Below are 16,557 nucleotides of genomic sequence, written 5' to 3' on the forward strand. Positions count from 1 at the left end.
GTCGTGCCAGATCCGGTGCAGCTACTCTCCGGTCTAGTCGAGTGCGCGGTCTAATATTGGGCGTTTTTATGCTGGTGCAGAAGCTTTTCGCTTTCGCCAGGCTGCGGCATGCGCCTTGGCTCGCAGCTGTTTTTTCACCAAGTCCGGTGGATCGGGAATGTGCCAGCCGTTGATTACGGCCCGCAAGTCATAGCCGACCATGAACAGTCCGGCTTCGAGGGCGTGGCAGCGGTCAGCCATTGGAAGGCCTGGGAAAAGCCCCTTATTCATGGTCAGTACCGCCTGTATGATCCAGCCGAGCTTCAACTGGCGCTGAGCCCAAATATCCCCATCCTTGGTTTTTAGTTCTGGGGTGCCCAGGTACTTGAGGTATTTTGGGTCACGCAGCGTATAGCTCTGTCCCTCGCCCCATCCAAATTGATCGTGGTTTGCCGCCCCCTTGGCCTGGTGAGATGCGCGATAGAGGTGGTAGAGCATAGCGGCAGCTGCGCCCACGCGGCCGTCATAGATTGGTGATCCAGTGGTATCCATCAGCGCGTGAATTTTGGTCAGACCTGAGTTGAACTTCAATACAGACTTGGGATTCAGGTCGCAAATGCTTTGAGTACCGTTGAGAGCGAGTAGCGGCTTCATCCGGTTGAGATAGCCCACCAGATCTTCTCTATCCCGGAGATCTTCTAGGAAATCTACAGACCACTTGTTTTCGACATTACCCCACTTAAGGATTGCTCTGCAGGCGTCGTAGGTCGCGGCCTGAGTCCCACCATTCCCCGCAGCCTGACGCAAATCGGTACGAAGGGTGAGAAGTTTCGCCGACACAGAAGTCCAGTCACCTTCCCACTGGTAGTTCTCCTGAGCCTTAGCAATGCCTTGTAGCCTTATGTCCAGGCCTCCACGTACGAATCGGGTACTTGGGAGCTTCAGATGAAAAATTCGGGACTCAAGATCGGTGGTGAGCCACTCGACAAAGCCCTGGATGTCTGGTCGCTCAAGAAACCTTTCGCGGATCATTGCAGCTCCTTGTTGTTCGCGAACGCTGCGGCAGCGTATGAGCGATCTTAATGTAGACGATGGCTCGAAGGAATCGCACTCCGCCGCAACCAGTTAGTTGTCCTTATCAAGCGGCATTGGAGGTGTGGTCCATAAATGAGGAAAATGCCTGGTCAGATGTTGTGCGATTGATTGGGCAAGTCGGTGAGATTACCCATTTAGCACATCGATACTATTTTCAGGCCCCTTGTTCCCTGAATGGCTGAAACCGACAAGCTGCCAGTAGCGGCTTGCTGGATGTGTTCACTCCACCAAATCATCATGGGGCGTCTGCGTTCAATGTAACCCGCACGATTATATGCGCTGCGCACCTCGTCCTTGTCGACATGTGCAAGAGCTACCTCAATTAACTCCGAATCCCACCCTTGTTCGTTCAGGATGGTACTGGCCATGGAGCGCATGCCGTGGCTCACCAATCGACCTTCAAAGCCCATTCGTTTCAAGGCCATGTTTGCTGTCTGGCTATTGCAGTGAGTTCGTGGGTCTCTGTCTGCAGGGAACACGTACTCCCTATGGCCGCTGTAGGGTTTGATCGTCTCTAACAGAGCAAGTGCGTGTTCGGTCAGCGGTATGACGTGAGCGCGTCGCTTTTTCATACGCTCCGCTGGGATCGTCCAGATTTTCTTATCGAGGTCGATGTCAGCCCAAGATGTTGTAGCGGCTTCCGCAGGGCGCGTCATGGTGTGGAGTTGCCATTCGATCAAACAGCGTGTTGTCCTTTTGATGCTGGCGTTAGCGATTGCAATCATTAACTCCGGCAGTTCTTCTGGTCGAAGAGCCGCCATGTTCTGCTTTTTCGGTTTCTTGAAAACGCCCCGGATGCCGCTGAGTGGATTGGCGAAGATCATTCCCGAGTTCACGCCATGGATCATGATCTCATTGAGCCGTTGAGCCAGTCGTTTCACTGTCTCCAAGCTACCTTTCGTTTCCAGGGGGCGCAGCAACTCGATGACCATCGGCGCAGTGATTTCCGAGAGGGGTGTAGTTCCGAGTTTTGGAAATACGTGCAGGGTGAGAGAGCGCCATATGTCTTCGGCATAGGCCGGTGTAACGACATCCTGCTTCAGCTCAAACCAAGTAGCAGCTACGTTCTCGAACGTGTGCTCAGTTGCTGCTTTTTTTGTTTGCGCCAACGCATTGCGTTGCTCTTTCGGGTCGATGGCCTGTGCAAGCAGTTCTCTGGCTTCGACCGTTTTCTTTCTGGCTTGCGCGAGAGAGAGCTCTGGGTAGGTGCCGAGTCCCATGTTGATACGATTCTTCGTTACCGGATGGCGGTAGTTGAAGTTCCATAGCGTAGAGCCATTGATTCTCACTCGTAATTGAAGGCCATCGCCATCGCTGAGGACGTAATCCTTATCTTTCGGCTTGATAGCTTTGAGCTGACGATCAGAGAGGCGGGTGGCTTGGGCGCACATGAGGTATTCCACGACATCGTTCGGTATTCCAAAAATTACCACTGAAGGGCTTGGAATACCATGTGGAATACCAGGTGATGTGGATTCTGTCGGACGTCCAGGGACGCTAATAGACGCTAAAGCCTTGATTTCACTGGGTTTCAGACACAAAAAAAGACGTCCGTGGACGTCTTTAGATGTATATTTGGTGGAGCCGGGGGGATTTGAACCCCCGTCCGCCAGTACTCTGCTGTCGGTACTACATGCGTAGCCGTGTCTATTGAGTTAACCCTCAGCCGCCCGACGGGCAGGGTGCATTGGGCGAGTTGTGTAAGTTTTAGCCGCTTCGTCCACAACGTACTGCACGGCGATTCTGTTCTATATGACAATCACTTTGGGTTTACAGACATCCCCTGATGATTGCTGGACCCGAAGGTACCAGGAGGGAAGGGCTAAGGCTGCTTACGCAGCGAGAGCGTATTCCCCGTAGGTTTCGTCATTGGCAACTATAGAAAGTTGCAACAGTGGATTTACGAGTTCTGTTACCAACTCGGCATGCACCTAAAGGTTCGCAACCAGCGTCGAATCCTAAACGGCCCCGTGCTTGTTGCTCGGTGTTTCTTAATGAGCGACAAGCCTGCGCAGTGTACGTCAAACGGTCACAGAAGGCCAACCCGAAGGTTGGCCTTGAGCGGTTGGCGAATTACTTGCCGCCTTTGTCGCTGTCCTGCAGATCTTGCAGGGCCTTGGAGGTGATCTCGATACATCTCTTGTCGTCCCCCGCTGCATGGGCGGCTTTGGCTTGGGAGACGGCCGTATCAATTTCGCCGCTTTTGCCGCTGGTGTCAGTGGCGAGCAACGCTTTCCCGTTGTTGATTTTGTCCAGATTGATCTGGCACAGGTCATCGGTTGTACCGGCTGCAAACACCGGGGAAGCCAGCATTGCAGCGGTAACGAACAAACCAGCAAGAGCGGAACGCTTCATGGGTATCTCCTTGTGCAAAGAGGGCTCGATGCCGCCGGATTTCCGTGCAGCCAGCGAGGTCACTGATGAGCCTCGTTCGCCGAGGCCTATGCAGATGACTACGTTGGCGCGCAGGGGTTCTGTTTTATTGCCGGATTAGTGACTTCGCGCCTGAGTGACACGATCCACCAGGTACACCAAACCGTGATAATCAATCCCGCCATGCTGGCTCAGGCCGATCTCGCAGGTACGGCTGGTGGAGATGCCCTCGCTGCAATATTGCACCGCCTCTTTCAGGGATCGCAGTGAGTGAGCGTTCAGCTCGGGTGTGGTGAAACCCTTGTCACCGGCAAAACCGCAGCAGTGAATGCCTTCGGGGATCACTACGTTTTTGCTGCATCGCCGGGCCAGGTCGATCAAGGCCTGGCTTTCACCCAGATGCTGGGTGCTGCAGGTGACATGCACGGCGATGGGCGCGTCTTGAGGCGTGAAGTCGAGGCGGTCCATCAAGTGTGTGCGGATGAAGCGCACCGGGTCGTAGAGGTCCAGGCGCGTTTCGCCCAAGTCTTGAACCAGGCGCAGGGTGCAAGGGCTGGTGTCGCAATAAATCGGGTCAAGGCCGCCACGGCTGGCGTGAAGCAGGGCGCCGATCAGTTCCTGGCGCTTGTGCTCGGCTTGCTCGGCGTAGCCTTTGGACGCGAAAGGCTGGCCGCAGCAGAGGCTGTCCTGATTGTCTGGGAAGACTACTTGATAACCGGCCTTTTCCAGCAGGCCACGGGTTTTGTCGTACAGCGACATCTGTTCCTTGTCGCTCGCCGCCGGCCCCATGGTTCGGGATACGCAAGCCGCCAGGTAAACCACTCGTGGCCGTTCATCGTTGACGGTCGGACTGAAACGAATGGCCTTTTCCGGCTGCGGCATGGCGTTGGTCCATTGGGGGATTTGCCCCTTGGACAGCTTGGTCACCGTGGCGGAAAGTTTTGCCAGGCGTGGCGCGCCCAGCAACATCCGCGCACCGTTGGCTACGTGCAGGGTAAAGCGTGCGCCTTGCAATACTGTTGCAAAATGCGTCGCCAGCCACTCCGCTGTTTTCGTGTGGTCGGCGTCACGGCTGCGCAGCTTTTTCACCAGGTCACCGGTATTGATGCCTACGGGGCAGCGTTGAGCGCAAAGCCCGGTGGCGGCGCAGGTGTCGATGCCCTGATAGCGGTAAGCCTCTTCAAGTTCGGTGGTGTCGATGCCGGCGCGTTTTTTCGCCTGGATATCGCGCCAGATCACAATGCGCTGGCGCGGGCTCAAGGTCAGGCCTTTCGATGGGCATACCGGTTCGCAAAAACCGCACTCGATGCACTTATCCACCAACTCGTCGGCAGCCGGCAGAGGCTTGAGGTTTTTCAGGTGGATTTGCGGGTCTTCGCTGAGCACCACGTTCGGGTTGAGAATGCCGTTGGGGTCGAGCAGGCGCTTGAGTTGCCACATCAGTTGATAAGCATCGCTGCCCCATTCCAGCTCGACGAAGGGCGCCATATTTCGGCCAGTGCCGTGTTCGGCCTTCAGCGAGCCGCCGAACTCCACCGCCACCAATTGTGCCACGTCGTCCATGAACGCCTGGTAGCGTGTGACTTCTTCGGCACTGTTGAAGCCTTGGGTGAAGACAAAGTGCAGATTGCCTTCCAAAGCGTGTCCGAAAAGGATGGCTTCGTCGTAGTGATGTTTGTCGAACAACTTGATCAGGCGGTTTACGCCGATAGCCAGTTGTTCCACGGGGAAGGTGACGTCTTCGATGATTACGGTGGTGCCGGTTTTGCGTACGGCACCGACGGCAGGGAAGGTATCTTTTCGGATGGCCCAGAGGCGGGCGTTTTCCAGCGGATCTTCAGTGAAGTCGACTTGCTTCTCCACCGGGAAACCGGCCAGGGATGCCATGATCAGCGCCAGTTGTTCATGGAGCAGCGAGGACGATGCAGCGCGGGATTCGATCAATAGCGCGCAGGCGTTTTCCGACAGTTGCTGTACGAAAGCCGGCATGCCGGGTTTGTCCTGCACCGAACGCATACTGCGCCGATCCAGTAGTTCGACCGCTGAAACCGGCTGGGTTTTCAGCACCGTTACTGCGTTGCAGCAAGTTTCAACGTCTGGGAATACGATCAGCGCCGAGGCTTTGTTCGGGTGGTCGATGACTGTGTCGTAAGTCACTGCGCTGATAAACCCCAGGGTGCCCTCTGAGCCCACCAGCAGATGGCTGAGGATATCCAGTGGTTCGTCGAAGTCCACTAACGCGTTGAGTGACAGGCCGGTGGTATTTTTCAGACGGTATTTGTGGCGAATTTTTGCGGCCAATTCAGCATTGGCCCGGGTCTCGCGGCCCAGGGTCGCCAGGCGTTCAAGCAGGTCACCGTGCTGCTCACGGAATGCCGAGACGCTGACCCTATCTTCGGTGTCGAGGCGGCTGCCATCGGCCAGCACCAGGCGGATTCCGGCCAGTGTGTGGTAGGTGTTCTGCGCCGTACCGCAGCACATGCCGCTGGCGTTGTTGGCGACGATGCCGCCGATCTTGCAGGCGTTGATCGACGCAGGGTCAGGGCCTATCTTGCGTCCGAACGGTGCCAGCCAGGCGTTGGCCTGGGCGCCGATTACCCCAGGTTGCAGGCGGATTTGCATACCTTGGCCGCGAATCTCGCGACCGTTCCAGTTGTCGCCGAGCACGATCAATACTGAATCGCTGATGGCCTGACCGGAAAGGCTGGTGCCAGCGGCGCGAAAGGTCACCGGTACGCGGTCGCGCTGGGCCAGTTGCAGCAGGTCGACTACTTCCTCTTCCGACTCTACGCGGATGACCAGCTGTGGGATCAGTCGGTAAAAGCTGGCGTCGGTGCCGAATGCCAGAGTGGAAAGCGCATCGTCGAAGCGCCGATCTTTCGGGATCAGCCGTGCGACATCATCAAGGAACGCTGCGGGCAGACTCATTGGTCCTCCAGGATCAACACCACCAAGTCTTTCGGGCCGTGGGCACCGTAGGCCAGTACCTGTTCGATGTCGGCGGTCTTCGACGGACCGGATACCAGCAGGGCGTTGGTGGGCATGCCTTGGGCCCAGGCGAATTGCTGCTGGACCTGATAGAAATTATCGTAAATCTCACTGGCCTTGAGCAGGGCGAAATGCACCGGCGGCACCAGGCTCATCAGGCGCGGCTCTTCCCGCGTTGGCCAGAGAATCAAGCTACCGGTTGCGGCGATAGCGCCCAGGGTTGTTGTAAGACTGGCTGGGGTGTCATTGAACAGCTCGGCTTTCCACTCTTCTACCGGACGGTTGTAGGCTTTTAGCACCGGCAGATGCGGATTGTTCGCCCAGTGTTCGGTAACACACCGGCCGTGGGGCGTGGTTGGGGCGATCAGCAGGCTGGGCAATGTTCGGTCTTGCAGCAGTTGCGCCAGCAACGTTGGCCAGCCGGCACCAGACGTCAGGTGGATTTCAGTGTGTACCGCTTCCATCAGCTTGCGCAGTTGCGGGATACGTTGCTCGGCAGTGTAGGTGTAGATCTCCGTCACCAGGGCTTCGTCGAAGTTGTCAGGCACCGGCGTGGTGCCCGTCAGACTATGGCGCAATTTGGCGAGGATGTTGTGCTTGGCGCTCATCAGCGATCTCCCTGTTTGGCCAGATGCTCGCGGGCCAGGTCATGCAGTGAGCGTGCGGCGGGTTTCGGCGCACTGTGGTTTTGCGTCCACGGCCCGAGGTTGTTTGGCGCCAGGGCGCGCAGACGGGTGGCGCAGAAGGCAAACAGCCGGTACAGCGTCGGTGAACTATTGAGTCGGGCCCACGCATTCCAGATAAAACGTTCCTTGCGCGAGTACTTGCTGCCTTGGCCGCGCATCACCTGATGAGGGCTATCGGGGGCTTTGACGTTCTCTTCCCGCAGGCGACGCAGCAGCGCAGGGATTGGTATTTTTACCGGGCACACTTCACCGCAGGCGCCGCACAACGACGAAGCACTGGGATGATCGGGGACTTTCGCCAGGCCGACCATATGTGGGGTGATGATTTTTCCGATAGGGCCTGGGTACACCTCGCCGTAGGCATGGCCGCCGATTCGCGTGTACACCGGGCAGTGATTCATACAGGCGCCGCAGCGGATGCAGTTGAGGGTCTGACGCAGTTCGCTGTCGGCAAAGGCCTGGCTGCGGCCGTTGTCCAGCAGTACCAGATGCACGTGCTCGGGGCCGTCCAATTCATCGGCCTTGCGCGGGCCGGAGATCATGTTGACGTAGGTGGTGATCGGCTGGCCAAGGGCCGAGCGGGTCAGCAACGACAACAGCGGTACCACATCCCGCAGGTTTTCGACGACCTTTTCTATGCCAGTGACGGCAATATGCACTGGCGGCACGGTGGTCGACATGCGCCCGTTGCCTTCGTTTTCCACCAGCAGCAGGGTGCCGGTTTCGGCCACGGCGAAGTTGACACCGGAGACGCCAATGTCGGCTTCGAAGAATTTTTGCCGCAAGACTTTACGGCCAATCTGGATCAGTTGATCGACGTCCTTGGTGTACTCCACGCCCAATTTTTCGTGGAACAGCGACGCGACCTGGCCGGCGTTCTTGTGAATGGCCGGCATGATGATGTGGGAAGGCTTCTCGTGGTCCAGTTGAACAATGAACTCGCCCATGTCCGACTCCAGGCATTCAATGCCCTGGGCGGCGAGGACGTGGTTCATGTCCATCTCTTCACTGACCATGGATTTGCCCTTGATCACCTGTGTGGCTTGGCGCTCGCGGATGATCGACAGCACGATGGCGTTGGCCTCTTCGACTGTTTGCGCCCAGTGCACCTTGACGCCGTTGCGGGTCAGGTTCTGTTCAAGCTGCTCCAGCAGGTCAGGCAATTTGGACAGCGCCCGGGCACGCACAGCATTGCCCAGGGCTCGCAGGTGTTCACGTTCGTGGGCATCGCTAAAAGACGCTGCCCGTTTGGTCATCAGCGAATCCATCGCGCTGCGAAAGTTGTTTCGCAGTTGTGCGTCACCCAATGCCTGATGGGCACGGGTGCGGAAATCTTCCGACACGTCGACGGTGGGGATCAGCGTGGCGGTGTTCATTGTGCACCCCCGGTTCGCTGCCAGAGAAAGCTGGCCAGGTGCTGACCGCGCAATGCAGCCTGCTGTTTCTCCAGGGAGCCATTGATGTTCATCAGGCAGCCGCAATCGGCGCTTAACACTTGGTGGGCGCCGGACTCTTTCAGGGCTCGGGTCTTGTCGGCGACCATCGCCCCGGAAATATCCGGCATGCGCACGCTGAACGTCCCGCCGAAACCGCAGCATTCGCTTTCGTGGCTGTGATCGACCCGCTCGACGTTGTTCAGTTGCGCCAGCAGTTCACGGCCATGCAGGTGGGTGTTCATTTCCCGGCGTGCCGAGCAAGAGGTATGCAGCGCCACCTTAACCGGTGCACCGCTGTCCTTGAGCTGGACCTTGCACACGAACAGCAGGAACTCCGCCAACTCGTAGGTGCGAGCGGCGAGGGCCTGCACCTGTTTGAGCGTTTCGGGCTCGTCCTTGAACAGGTCGGCATAGTGCTCGCGCAACATGCCCGCGCAGGAGCCTGAAGGCACCACCACCGGGTAGTCATCGGCAAACAGTGCCAGTTGTGAGCGTGCCACTTGTCGGGCCTGTTCTGTGTAACCCGAGGTGTAGGCTGGTTGCCCGCAGCAGCTTTGTCCCTGGGGGTAGTTGACGCGAATGCCTTCGCGCTCCAGCAGGTGAATCGCGTCCATCCCGGCTTCGGGATAAAACAGGTCCACTACGCAGGTACCGAACAGGTAGACCTGTTGAGGTTTTACTCCGGGGTACTGGCGCGGTTCGGCCAAGGGCGGCGCGACACGGGTGGCATTAGGCACGGCATTGTAAAAAAGCTCGCTCATCAGGCGCATTCTCCGGGTGGTCCCGGTTATCCGTCCGTGTTGGCCGCTGATTGCTCGGCGGCCTTACAGACCGGGTTGTGAATAGCTGACGCCGGAATCGCTGTCCGGCGTCGGTTCTTACCCTAATCCCTGCACGGCTTAGTGCACCAGCATGCCGGTGAGCCAGTAGGCCTGGGCCAGGGTGATCAGCCCGACAATCGTGGCGAAGAACAGGCTGTGCTTGAGGGTGAAGCGGAACAGGTCGGACTCTTTGCCCACCAAGCCTGTTGCTGCGCAGGCCACGGCGATCGATTGTGGGGAAATCATCTTGCCGGTCACGCCGCCGCTGGTATTTGCCGCGACCAGCAGGGTGTCGCTGACACCAATCTGGTGGGCGGTGGTGGCTTGCAGGGAGCTGAACAGGGCGTTGGACGACGTGTCGGAACCGGTCAGGAATACCCCCAGCCAACCGAGGAATGGTGAGAAGAAGGGAAATGCTGCGCCGGTACCGGCCAGGACCAGGGCCATGGTCGACGACATGCCGGAGTAGTTGGTAACAAACGCGAACGCCAGCACCATGCCGATGGACAGGATTGGCCAACGCAACTCGTAGAAGGTCTCTTTCAAAGTGGTCAGACCAGTTTTGAAATCGATTTTCAGCACTGCCATAGAGATCAGTGCCGAGAAGAAAATGGCCGTGCCGGTGGCGGAAATAGGGTCCAGTTTGAACACCGCAGGAATGGCGGTCGGGTTGGTGACGATCGGGGCAACCTTGACCACCAGTTGGTCCAGGTGGGGGATCGCGAAATTGAAGACCCAGCTGTACATCGAGCCGCCAGCAGCGAACATCGCCTTGAATGGTTTGAGGGTCCAGATGGTGACCAGTACCGTCAGAATCAGGAACGGTGACCAGGCTTTGAAAATTTCCCCAAGGCTGTAGGGCGAAGCCACGGAAGTACGAGGTTGGCCGAAACCGCCGACGCGGGCAGTGACGGCTGCGCTGGAGGTTGCCCCGGCAATTTGTGCGCCTGCGGTGCGCTTGGGTTGCCAGACTTTCAGGAACAGGGTCAAGGAAATCAGGCTGGCCAGGGCCGAGGTGATGTCCGGCAGTTCCGGGCCGATGAAGTTAGAGGTGAAGTACTGGGTGATGGCGAAGCTCAGGCCCGCCACCAGTGCTGCCGGCCAGGTTTCTTTGACGCCGCGTAGGCCGTCCATCATGAATACTAGCCAGAACGGCACGAACAGCGACAGCAGCGGCAATTGGCGACCGGTCATGGCGCCAATCTTGAAGGCGTCGATGCCCGTCACCTGGCCGGCAACGATGATCGGGATACCCAGCGCGCCGAAGGCCACGGGCGCGGTGTTGGCAATCAGGCACAGGCCGGCGGCGTACAGGGGGTTGAAGCCCAGTCCTACCAACAGTGCGGCGGTAATCGCTACCGGAGCACCGAAACCGGCTGCACCTTCGAGGAATGCGCCGAAGCAGAAGCCAATCAGCAGCACTTGCAGGCGCTGGTCGTCGGTAATCGACAGCACGGAGCTGCGGATAACTTCGAACTGGCCGCTCTTGACCGTCAGTTTGTAGAGGAATACGGCGGCGACAATGATCCAGGCGATCGGCCATAGGCCGTAGGCAAATCCATAGCCAGCAGCGGCGAGCGCCATGTCTACCGGCATCTGGAAGGCGAAGATCGCCACCAGGATCGACAGTGCCAATGTGATGCTGCCCGCGACGTGGCCTTTAAGGCGAAACACGGCCAGGGCCAGGAAGAAAAATACGATGGGAATAACGGCGGCCAATGCGGACAAGCCGAGGCTGCCGAGTGGACTGTAGAGCTGTTGCCAGGTTTGCATATGGGGTGGCCCCTAATTGTTGTTGGTCATGCACTGTGCAGCTGATTTGGTTAATTGGTAATACCAATATACAATCGCTGTTGGCTAGGTTAAAAGCCTTGGGGCCGATGTGTCAATTTGTCGCTTGTGAAACTTTGGTCGAATGCTGGGGGGGCAAATGATCTGGGCGGCTAAATCAAAGGGGCTCTGATAGGTGCCGGCAGCGCGGCAATAGGCCAGAATAGAGAGCTCGGCGACTTGGTCGGGATGGTGGAGAGTGAGTTATGGGGTTTGATCAGGTGCGTCAGCGCCGTTTGTCTGACGATATTGTCGAGCAGCTTGAGGGGATGATCCTTGAGGGCACGTTGAAGTCGGGCGAACGCTTGCCGGCCGAGCGCGCACTGGCCGAGCAGTTCGGCGTGTCACGCCCGTCGTTGCGTGAGGCGATTCAGAAGCTGTCCGCCAAAGGTTTGTTGGTCAGTCGCCAGGGCGGTGGCAACTATGTGGTTGAAACCCTGGGCTCAACCTTCAGTGATCCGCTGCTGTGCCTGCTGGAAAATAACCCGGAAGCCCAGCGTGATCTGCTGGAGTTTCGCCAGACCCTCGAAGCGTCTTGCGCCTATTACGCTGCACAGCGCGCCACCGAAGTGGACCGCGAGCGGCTGACCGCCGCCTTTGAAACATTGCAGGATTGCTACACGCGGGTTGATGAAGTGAGCCGGGCGGAAGAGGGGGCGGCGGACGCCAGGTTTCACCTGGCCATCGCCGAGGCCAGCCACAACGCAGTGCTGCTGCACACCATTCGCGGCCTGTTCGACCTGCTCAAGCGCAACGTGGTCACCAACATTGGCGGCATGTACCAGCAGCGCACAGAAACCCGGGACATGCTGATCAGTCAGCACCGGGATTTGTACCTGGCAATTATCGAGGGGAGAGCCGAGCAGGCGCGGGAAGTCTCCACGCGTCACCTGCTGTATGTGCAGGAAGTGTTGGAGGAAGTGCGTCAGGAGGTTCAGCGCATGGCTCGGGCGGAGCGGCGTAAAGGGGTGTGATTGTTTAATGCAAAAAATCGCAGCCTGCGGTAGCTCTTTCAGGAGCGGCCGCTGGCTGCGATCTTTTCAATCGCGCCACATATTTAGAGCGAAAGATTAATCTTCCTTGCCCTTGTTACGTACGGCACGCTGCAATTCTCGGTCGGAATCGCGCTCGCGCTCGGTGTCACGCTTGTCGTATTCCTTCTTGCCCTTGCCCAGAGCGATTTCGCACTTGACCAAGTGCTTGCTCCAGTACCACGACAGGCAGATGCACGCGTAACCCTTTTGTTGCACGGCGGCGGCCAGCTTCTCCAGTTCGCGGGCATTGAGCAACAGCTTGCGGGTGCGTACCGGGTCGGCGATGACGTGGGTGCTGGCAGCGGTCAGCGGCGTGATATGGCTGCCGAGCAGCCACGCTTCGCCATCCTTGAGCAGCACATAACTGTCGACCAGCTGTAGCTTGCTGGCACGCAGACTCTTTACTTCCCAGCCGGCCAGGACCAGACCAGCTTCGAACCGATGCTCGATGAAGTAATCGTGTCGCGCCTTTTTATTTTGCGCGATGGTCCCTGTAGGGTGTTTCTTTTGTTTAGCCATAGGGGCGGCATTATAGGGAGTTGCGAGCGTATCGGCTACGGTCAACCTGCGTGCTTGAGCGTGTTGGCTGAATCCCGGACAATACGCGCTCTTCTTTAGATTTCTTTCTTTCGCGAATCATGTAGTTCTTTCGCGATGTTTGCCGCTCAGCTGTGGAAATAACGCTCACATGACGACGCATATTCAACGCTCGGCCCTGTTGCCCTATCCGGCGCAAGCGCTCTATGACCTGGTTAACGATGTGGAGCGTTACCCGGAATTCCTGCCCTGGTGTTCGTCTGCCGAGGTGCTGGAGAGCAGCGATGAACACATGCGTGCCAGTCTGGCAGTGGCCAAGGGCGGGCTCAGTCAGCATTTCGTTACACGTAATACGTTGGTGCCGGGCCACTCCATCGAGATGAATCTGGAGGAAGGGCCGTTCAGCCAGTTGCATGGCGTCTGGGTGTTCAAGCCCTTGGGGGAGAAAGCCTGCAAGATCAGCCTGGACCTGGCGTTCGATTATGCCGGTCCTATCGTGCGAGCTACGCTCGGGCCGCTGTTCAATCAGGCGGCGAACACGTTGGTGGATGCGTTCTGCCAACGGGCCAAGCAATTGCATGGTTGAGTCATTGATCGAAATTGAGGTGGTATACGCCGCCGTGGATCGTCAGGTGTTGTTGATGCTGGCGGTTGCATCGGGCACGAGTGTGAGGGCGGCAGTGCTGGCGTCGGGGGTTGCGGCGCAGTTTCCTGAGCTGGATCTGACGGGCTGTCCATTGGGAATCTTTGGGAAAGTCGTAGCCGACGCCGATGTTCGTACTGTGCAAGCCGGGGATCGCATTGAGATATACCGGCCTTTGATGGCTGATCCGAAAGAAGTTCGCCGGTTGCGTGCGGCCAAGGCCGCCAGCGCGAAGCAGCAGACTCGGTGATTTGTGAAACCACAGGCAACAAAAAGCCCGGCATGCCGGGCTTTTTGTTGGGCGTTTAAACTTACTGCGGGCTGGAATCCAAAGGTTCTGGAGTTGGCACCGGAACAGTTTGCACACCGTCGACGTCTTTCTGGATTTTATCCAGCAAGGAGCCTGGCTTGGCTGGCACCTCGGACTTTGGCTGTTCGCCATTCTGCGCAGGCGCAGTGACGTTGGTGCCGCTGTCCTTGCCCAGCAGGGCTTCATCGCGGCTTACGCCAGGCATGAAGTCACCGGACAGGCTGCTGAGCTGGTCATTGCCGTTGAAGATGACACTGACGCGCTCCTGTTGGCGTTCCCCGCCTCCAGGCTGCAGGCTATAGAGATAATCCCAGCGATCGGCATGGAATGTGTCAGTCAGCAGGGGATTGCCCATAATAAACCGTACTTGCCGTCGGGTCATTCCCGGGCGTAACTGGTCTATCATGTCCTGCGTGACGACATTGCCCTGCTGGATGTCGATTTTGTAAACCCCGGGGAATGAACAACCGGCGAGTGCGAGCAGTCCCACAAAGGTGAAACTGGTTAGCAAGAGCTTGGTGTTTTGCATCGGTGGGCGACTTCCACTATCTTGGCTGGGACAACGTAAACGCCGATCATACCCGTATTAAGAGAAGCTGCGAAGCAGCATCCGCGAGAAAGCTGACCATGGTTGAAAATAGCGAACTTCGTAAAGCCGGCCTTAAAGTGACCCTGCCACGGGTCAAAATTCTACAAATGCTCGATTCTGCTGAGCAGCGCCACATGAGTGCTGAGGATGTTTACAAGGCGCTCATGGAGTCTAACGAGGATGTCGGCCTGGCCACGGTTTACCGTGTACTGACCCAGTTTGAAGCCGCAGGGCTGGTAGTTCGTCATAATTTCGACGGCGGTCATGCAGTATTCGAATTGGCTGACAGCGGCCACCACGACCATATGGTCGATGTGGAAACTGGCGAAGTTGTCGAATTCGTCAGCCCGGAAATCGAGAAGCTCCAGAATGCTATCGCCGAGGCGCACGGAGTCGAATTGGTGGATCACAATTTGGTTCTGTACATCCGTAAGAAAAAGTAAGAAAACTACGCAGATTCGCTTTGCGAAACGATCGAAGGCGACCTTAGGGTCGCCTTCGTGCTTTGTGTCGGGAGGGAAATGGTCTGTAAGGCTTGGCTCAGGCCTTCGCGGTAACGACCATTTTTTTCGCGTGGGCCAGGGATTCCTTGGTCAGGTCGATACCGCCGAGCATGCGCGCCACCTCTTCCACCCGCTCGGTCTTGTTCAGCTTGGACACGGCAGTATGGGTTGCGTCGCTGCCTCGCACCTTATGTACAAACAGGTGCTGATGCCCTTGCGCAGCCACCTGTGGCAAGTGGGTAACGGTCAATACTTGCCCGCGATCACCCAGCCGGCGCAGAAGTTGGCCGACAATTTCGGCTGTCGGCCCGCCGATCCCCACGTCCACCTCGTCGAATACCAGTGTCGGAACCCGTGAGGTCTGAGCGGTAATGACCTGGATCGCCAGGCTGATCCGCGATAGCTCGCCACCGGATGCGACCTTTGCCAGCGCTTTCAACGGTTGGCCAGGGTTTGCGCTAACCAGTAGCTCCACCTGCTCCAGGCCATTGGGCAGCAATTCATTACTGGTATTGGCGTGCAGTTCAATGGTGAAGCGCCCGCCAGGCATGCCCAGGCGTTGAATCTCCTGCTCCACCGCGCAGGCCAGGCCGGTGGCCGCCTGATGCCGCAGATCGCTCAGTTCACGGGCTTTCTCTTGATAATGACGTGCGAAGGAGGCCAGTTCGTCCGCCAGGCGTTCGATGGATTCATCGTTGGCATTTAGTGTTTCGATTTCATCCAGCAGCTTCTGCTGCATGGTCGCCACTTCGGTTGGCTGGATTCGATGCTTGCGCGCCAGTGTGTAGATAGTGTCCAGGCGCTCTTCTATCTCTTGCAGGCGCGCTGGGTCGGCGTCGAAATGGTCAAGGAACCGGTTCAGCTCACCCACGGCCTCTTCCACCTGAATCTGCGCGCTGGTCAGCAGGGTCGTGGCTTCATTCAGCGAGCCGGAGGAATTGTTCACGCTCGACAGGCGATTGAGGCTGGCGGTCAGTGCGTTAAGCACATTTCCGGAATCGCTCTCGCTGCACTGCTCGACCACTTGTCGGCAAATACCCAGCAGGGTTTCTGCATTGGTCAGATTCTTGTGCTCTTGCTCCAGTTGCTCCAGCTCTGTGTCGCCCAGCCCCAGGCTTTCCAGTTCTTCCAGCTGATAGCTGAGCAATTGGTGGCGGGCGCGCTGCTCGTCGCCGGAGTTGGAGAGGCGTTCCAGCTCCTGGCGGGTCTGGCGCCAGCGCTGTGCGGCCAATTGCACTTGGCGCGCAAGGTCGGTTGCGCCAGCGTATTCGTCGAGAAGGCGGCGGTGGGTGTCGGTTTTCAGCAGGGACTGGTGTTCATGCTGGCTGTGGATGTCAATCAGCAACTCGCCCAGGGCTTTCAAGTCGCCAAGAGGGCAGGGCGTGCCGTTGATATAGCCGCGTGAGCGCCCTTCGGCGGTGATCACGCGGCGCAGGATGCATGGGCCATCGCTATCAAGATCGCGCTCGGCAAGCCAGGCGCCGGCTTCCGGGATATCCGCCAGGTCAAAGGTCGCGAGAATGTCGGTTTTGTCGGCGCCTGGACGAACCACGCCGCTGTCGGCGCGATCGCCCAGGGTGAGACCCAGGGCATCAAGCATGATCGACTTGCCGGCGCCGGTTTCGCCTGTGATTACGCTCATCCCGCGATCCAGTTCAAGATCCAGGTGCTCAACGATGGCGTAGTTGTGTACAGACAGGTGCACCAGCATGACGGCCGCTCCCAAGCTTAAG

General features: G+C 58.0%; 15 protein-coding genes and 1 other RNA gene. 4 read left to right on the forward strand and 12 right to left on the reverse strand.

Annotated elements, in window-relative coordinates; genetic code table 11:
- Window positions 1–66 precede the first annotated feature (66 nt).
- The 9 genes from AAEZ06_RS22210 to AAEZ06_RS22250 all read right to left on the reverse strand — a co-directional run bounded on the left by AAEZ06_RS22210 (window position 67) and on the right by AAEZ06_RS22250 (window position 11,151).
- Window positions 67–1,011 carry a hypothetical protein gene (locus tag AAEZ06_RS22210; RefSeq protein ID WP_350616273.1) on the reverse strand — a complete coding sequence of 315 codons (945 nt, stop codon included), beginning with the start codon at window positions 1,009–1,011 and terminating at the stop codon, window positions 67–69.
- 197 nt (window positions 1,012–1,208) lie between these two features.
- Window positions 1,209–2,465, reverse strand: coding sequence for an integrase domain-containing protein (locus tag AAEZ06_RS22215; RefSeq protein ID WP_350616275.1), 1,257 nt, complete (start codon window positions 2,463–2,465; stop codon window positions 1,209–1,211).
- A 185-nt stretch (window positions 2,466–2,650) separates the two neighbouring features.
- Window positions 2,651–3,044: a transfer-messenger RNA gene (gene ssrA / locus AAEZ06_RS22220) on the reverse strand.
- Between the two features lie 103 nt (window positions 3,045–3,147).
- Window positions 3,148–3,429 carry a PA2433 domain-containing protein gene (locus AAEZ06_RS22225; protein ID WP_149413244.1) on the reverse strand — a complete coding sequence of 94 codons (282 nt, stop codon included), beginning with the start codon at window positions 3,427–3,429 and terminating at the stop codon, window positions 3,148–3,150.
- A gap of 135 nt (window positions 3,430–3,564) precedes the next feature.
- Window positions 3,565–6,375: an FAD-binding and (Fe-S)-binding domain-containing protein gene (locus tag AAEZ06_RS22230; RefSeq protein ID WP_350616278.1), complete on the reverse strand. Its 2,811-nt coding sequence runs from the start codon at window positions 6,373–6,375 to the stop codon at window positions 3,565–3,567.
- A complete protein-coding gene (locus AAEZ06_RS22235) occupies window positions 6,372–7,043 on the reverse strand; it encodes a LutC/YkgG family protein (RefSeq protein ID WP_133103662.1) in 672 nt (223 codons plus the stop codon). Before AAEZ06_RS22235 ends, AAEZ06_RS22230 begins: the two co-directional genes overlap by 4 nt.
- Complete coding sequence (locus AAEZ06_RS22240) at window positions 7,043–8,497, reverse strand: LutB/LldF family L-lactate oxidation iron-sulfur protein (RefSeq protein WP_149413242.1); 1,455 nt, start codon at window positions 8,495–8,497, stop codon at window positions 7,043–7,045. Before AAEZ06_RS22240 ends, AAEZ06_RS22235 begins: the two co-directional genes overlap by 1 nt.
- The gene (locus AAEZ06_RS22245; protein WP_149413241.1) at window positions 8,494–9,318 is read right to left on the reverse strand and encodes a (Fe-S)-binding protein; all 825 of its coding nucleotides are present in this window, start codon (window positions 9,316–9,318) and stop codon (window positions 8,494–8,496) included. The genes AAEZ06_RS22240 and AAEZ06_RS22245 overlap by 4 nt, the downstream gene beginning before the upstream one ends.
- Window positions 9,319–9,456: 138 nt before the next feature.
- The gene (locus AAEZ06_RS22250) at window positions 9,457–11,151 is read right to left on the reverse strand and encodes a lactate permease LctP family transporter (protein ID WP_149413240.1); all 1,695 of its coding nucleotides are present in this window, start codon (window positions 11,149–11,151) and stop codon (window positions 9,457–9,459) included.
- A gap of 263 nt (window positions 11,152–11,414) precedes the next feature.
- On the opposite strand from AAEZ06_RS22250, the gene AAEZ06_RS22255 reads away from it, so the two are divergent.
- Entirely contained in the window at window positions 11,415–12,182 is a 768-nt protein-coding gene (locus tag AAEZ06_RS22255; protein WP_149413239.1) for an FCD domain-containing protein, read from the forward strand.
- A gap of 96 nt (window positions 12,183–12,278) precedes the next feature.
- On the opposite strand, the gene smpB is transcribed toward AAEZ06_RS22255, so the two are convergent.
- Entirely contained in the window at window positions 12,279–12,761 is a 483-nt protein-coding gene (gene smpB, locus AAEZ06_RS22260) for an SsrA-binding protein SmpB (protein ID WP_133103657.1), read from the reverse strand.
- Window positions 12,762–12,930: 169 nt separating this feature from the next.
- Here smpB and AAEZ06_RS22265 point away from each other — a divergent pair, with 169 nt between their 5' ends.
- Both AAEZ06_RS22265 and AAEZ06_RS22270 read left to right on the forward strand, forming a co-directional pair.
- On the forward strand, window positions 12,931–13,365 hold the full coding sequence (locus tag AAEZ06_RS22265) for a type II toxin-antitoxin system RatA family toxin (RefSeq protein ID WP_149413238.1): 435 nt from the start codon (window positions 12,931–12,933) through the stop codon (window positions 13,363–13,365).
- Window positions 13,358–13,672, forward strand: coding sequence for an RnfH family protein (locus tag AAEZ06_RS22270; RefSeq protein WP_149413237.1), 315 nt, complete (start codon window positions 13,358–13,360; stop codon window positions 13,670–13,672). Before AAEZ06_RS22265 ends, AAEZ06_RS22270 begins: the two co-directional genes overlap by 8 nt.
- A gap of 61 nt (window positions 13,673–13,733) precedes the next feature.
- Here AAEZ06_RS22270 and AAEZ06_RS22275 read toward each other — a convergent pair whose 3' ends face one another.
- The gene (locus AAEZ06_RS22275; protein WP_133103492.1) at window positions 13,734–14,261 is read right to left on the reverse strand and encodes an outer membrane protein assembly factor BamE; all 528 of its coding nucleotides are present in this window, start codon (window positions 14,259–14,261) and stop codon (window positions 13,734–13,736) included.
- Window positions 14,262–14,359: 98 nt separating this feature from the next.
- Between AAEZ06_RS22275 and fur the strand changes: the two genes are divergently transcribed.
- On the forward strand, window positions 14,360–14,764 hold the full coding sequence (gene fur, locus AAEZ06_RS22280; RefSeq protein ID WP_133103545.1) for a ferric iron uptake transcriptional regulator: 405 nt from the start codon (window positions 14,360–14,362) through the stop codon (window positions 14,762–14,764).
- Window positions 14,765–14,861: 97 nt separating this feature from the next.
- Here fur and recN read toward each other — a convergent pair whose 3' ends face one another.
- Window positions 14,862–16,535 carry a DNA repair protein RecN gene (gene recN, locus AAEZ06_RS22285; protein WP_350616283.1) on the reverse strand — a complete coding sequence of 558 codons (1,674 nt, stop codon included), beginning with the start codon at window positions 16,533–16,535 and terminating at the stop codon, window positions 14,862–14,864.
- Window positions 16,536–16,557: the final 22 nt, after the last annotated feature.

It is taken from the genome of Pseudomonas sp. HY7a-MNA-CIBAN-0227 (assembly GCF_040310325.1).
Taxonomy (GTDB): Bacteria; Pseudomonadota; Gammaproteobacteria; order Pseudomonadales; family Pseudomonadaceae; genus Aquipseudomonas.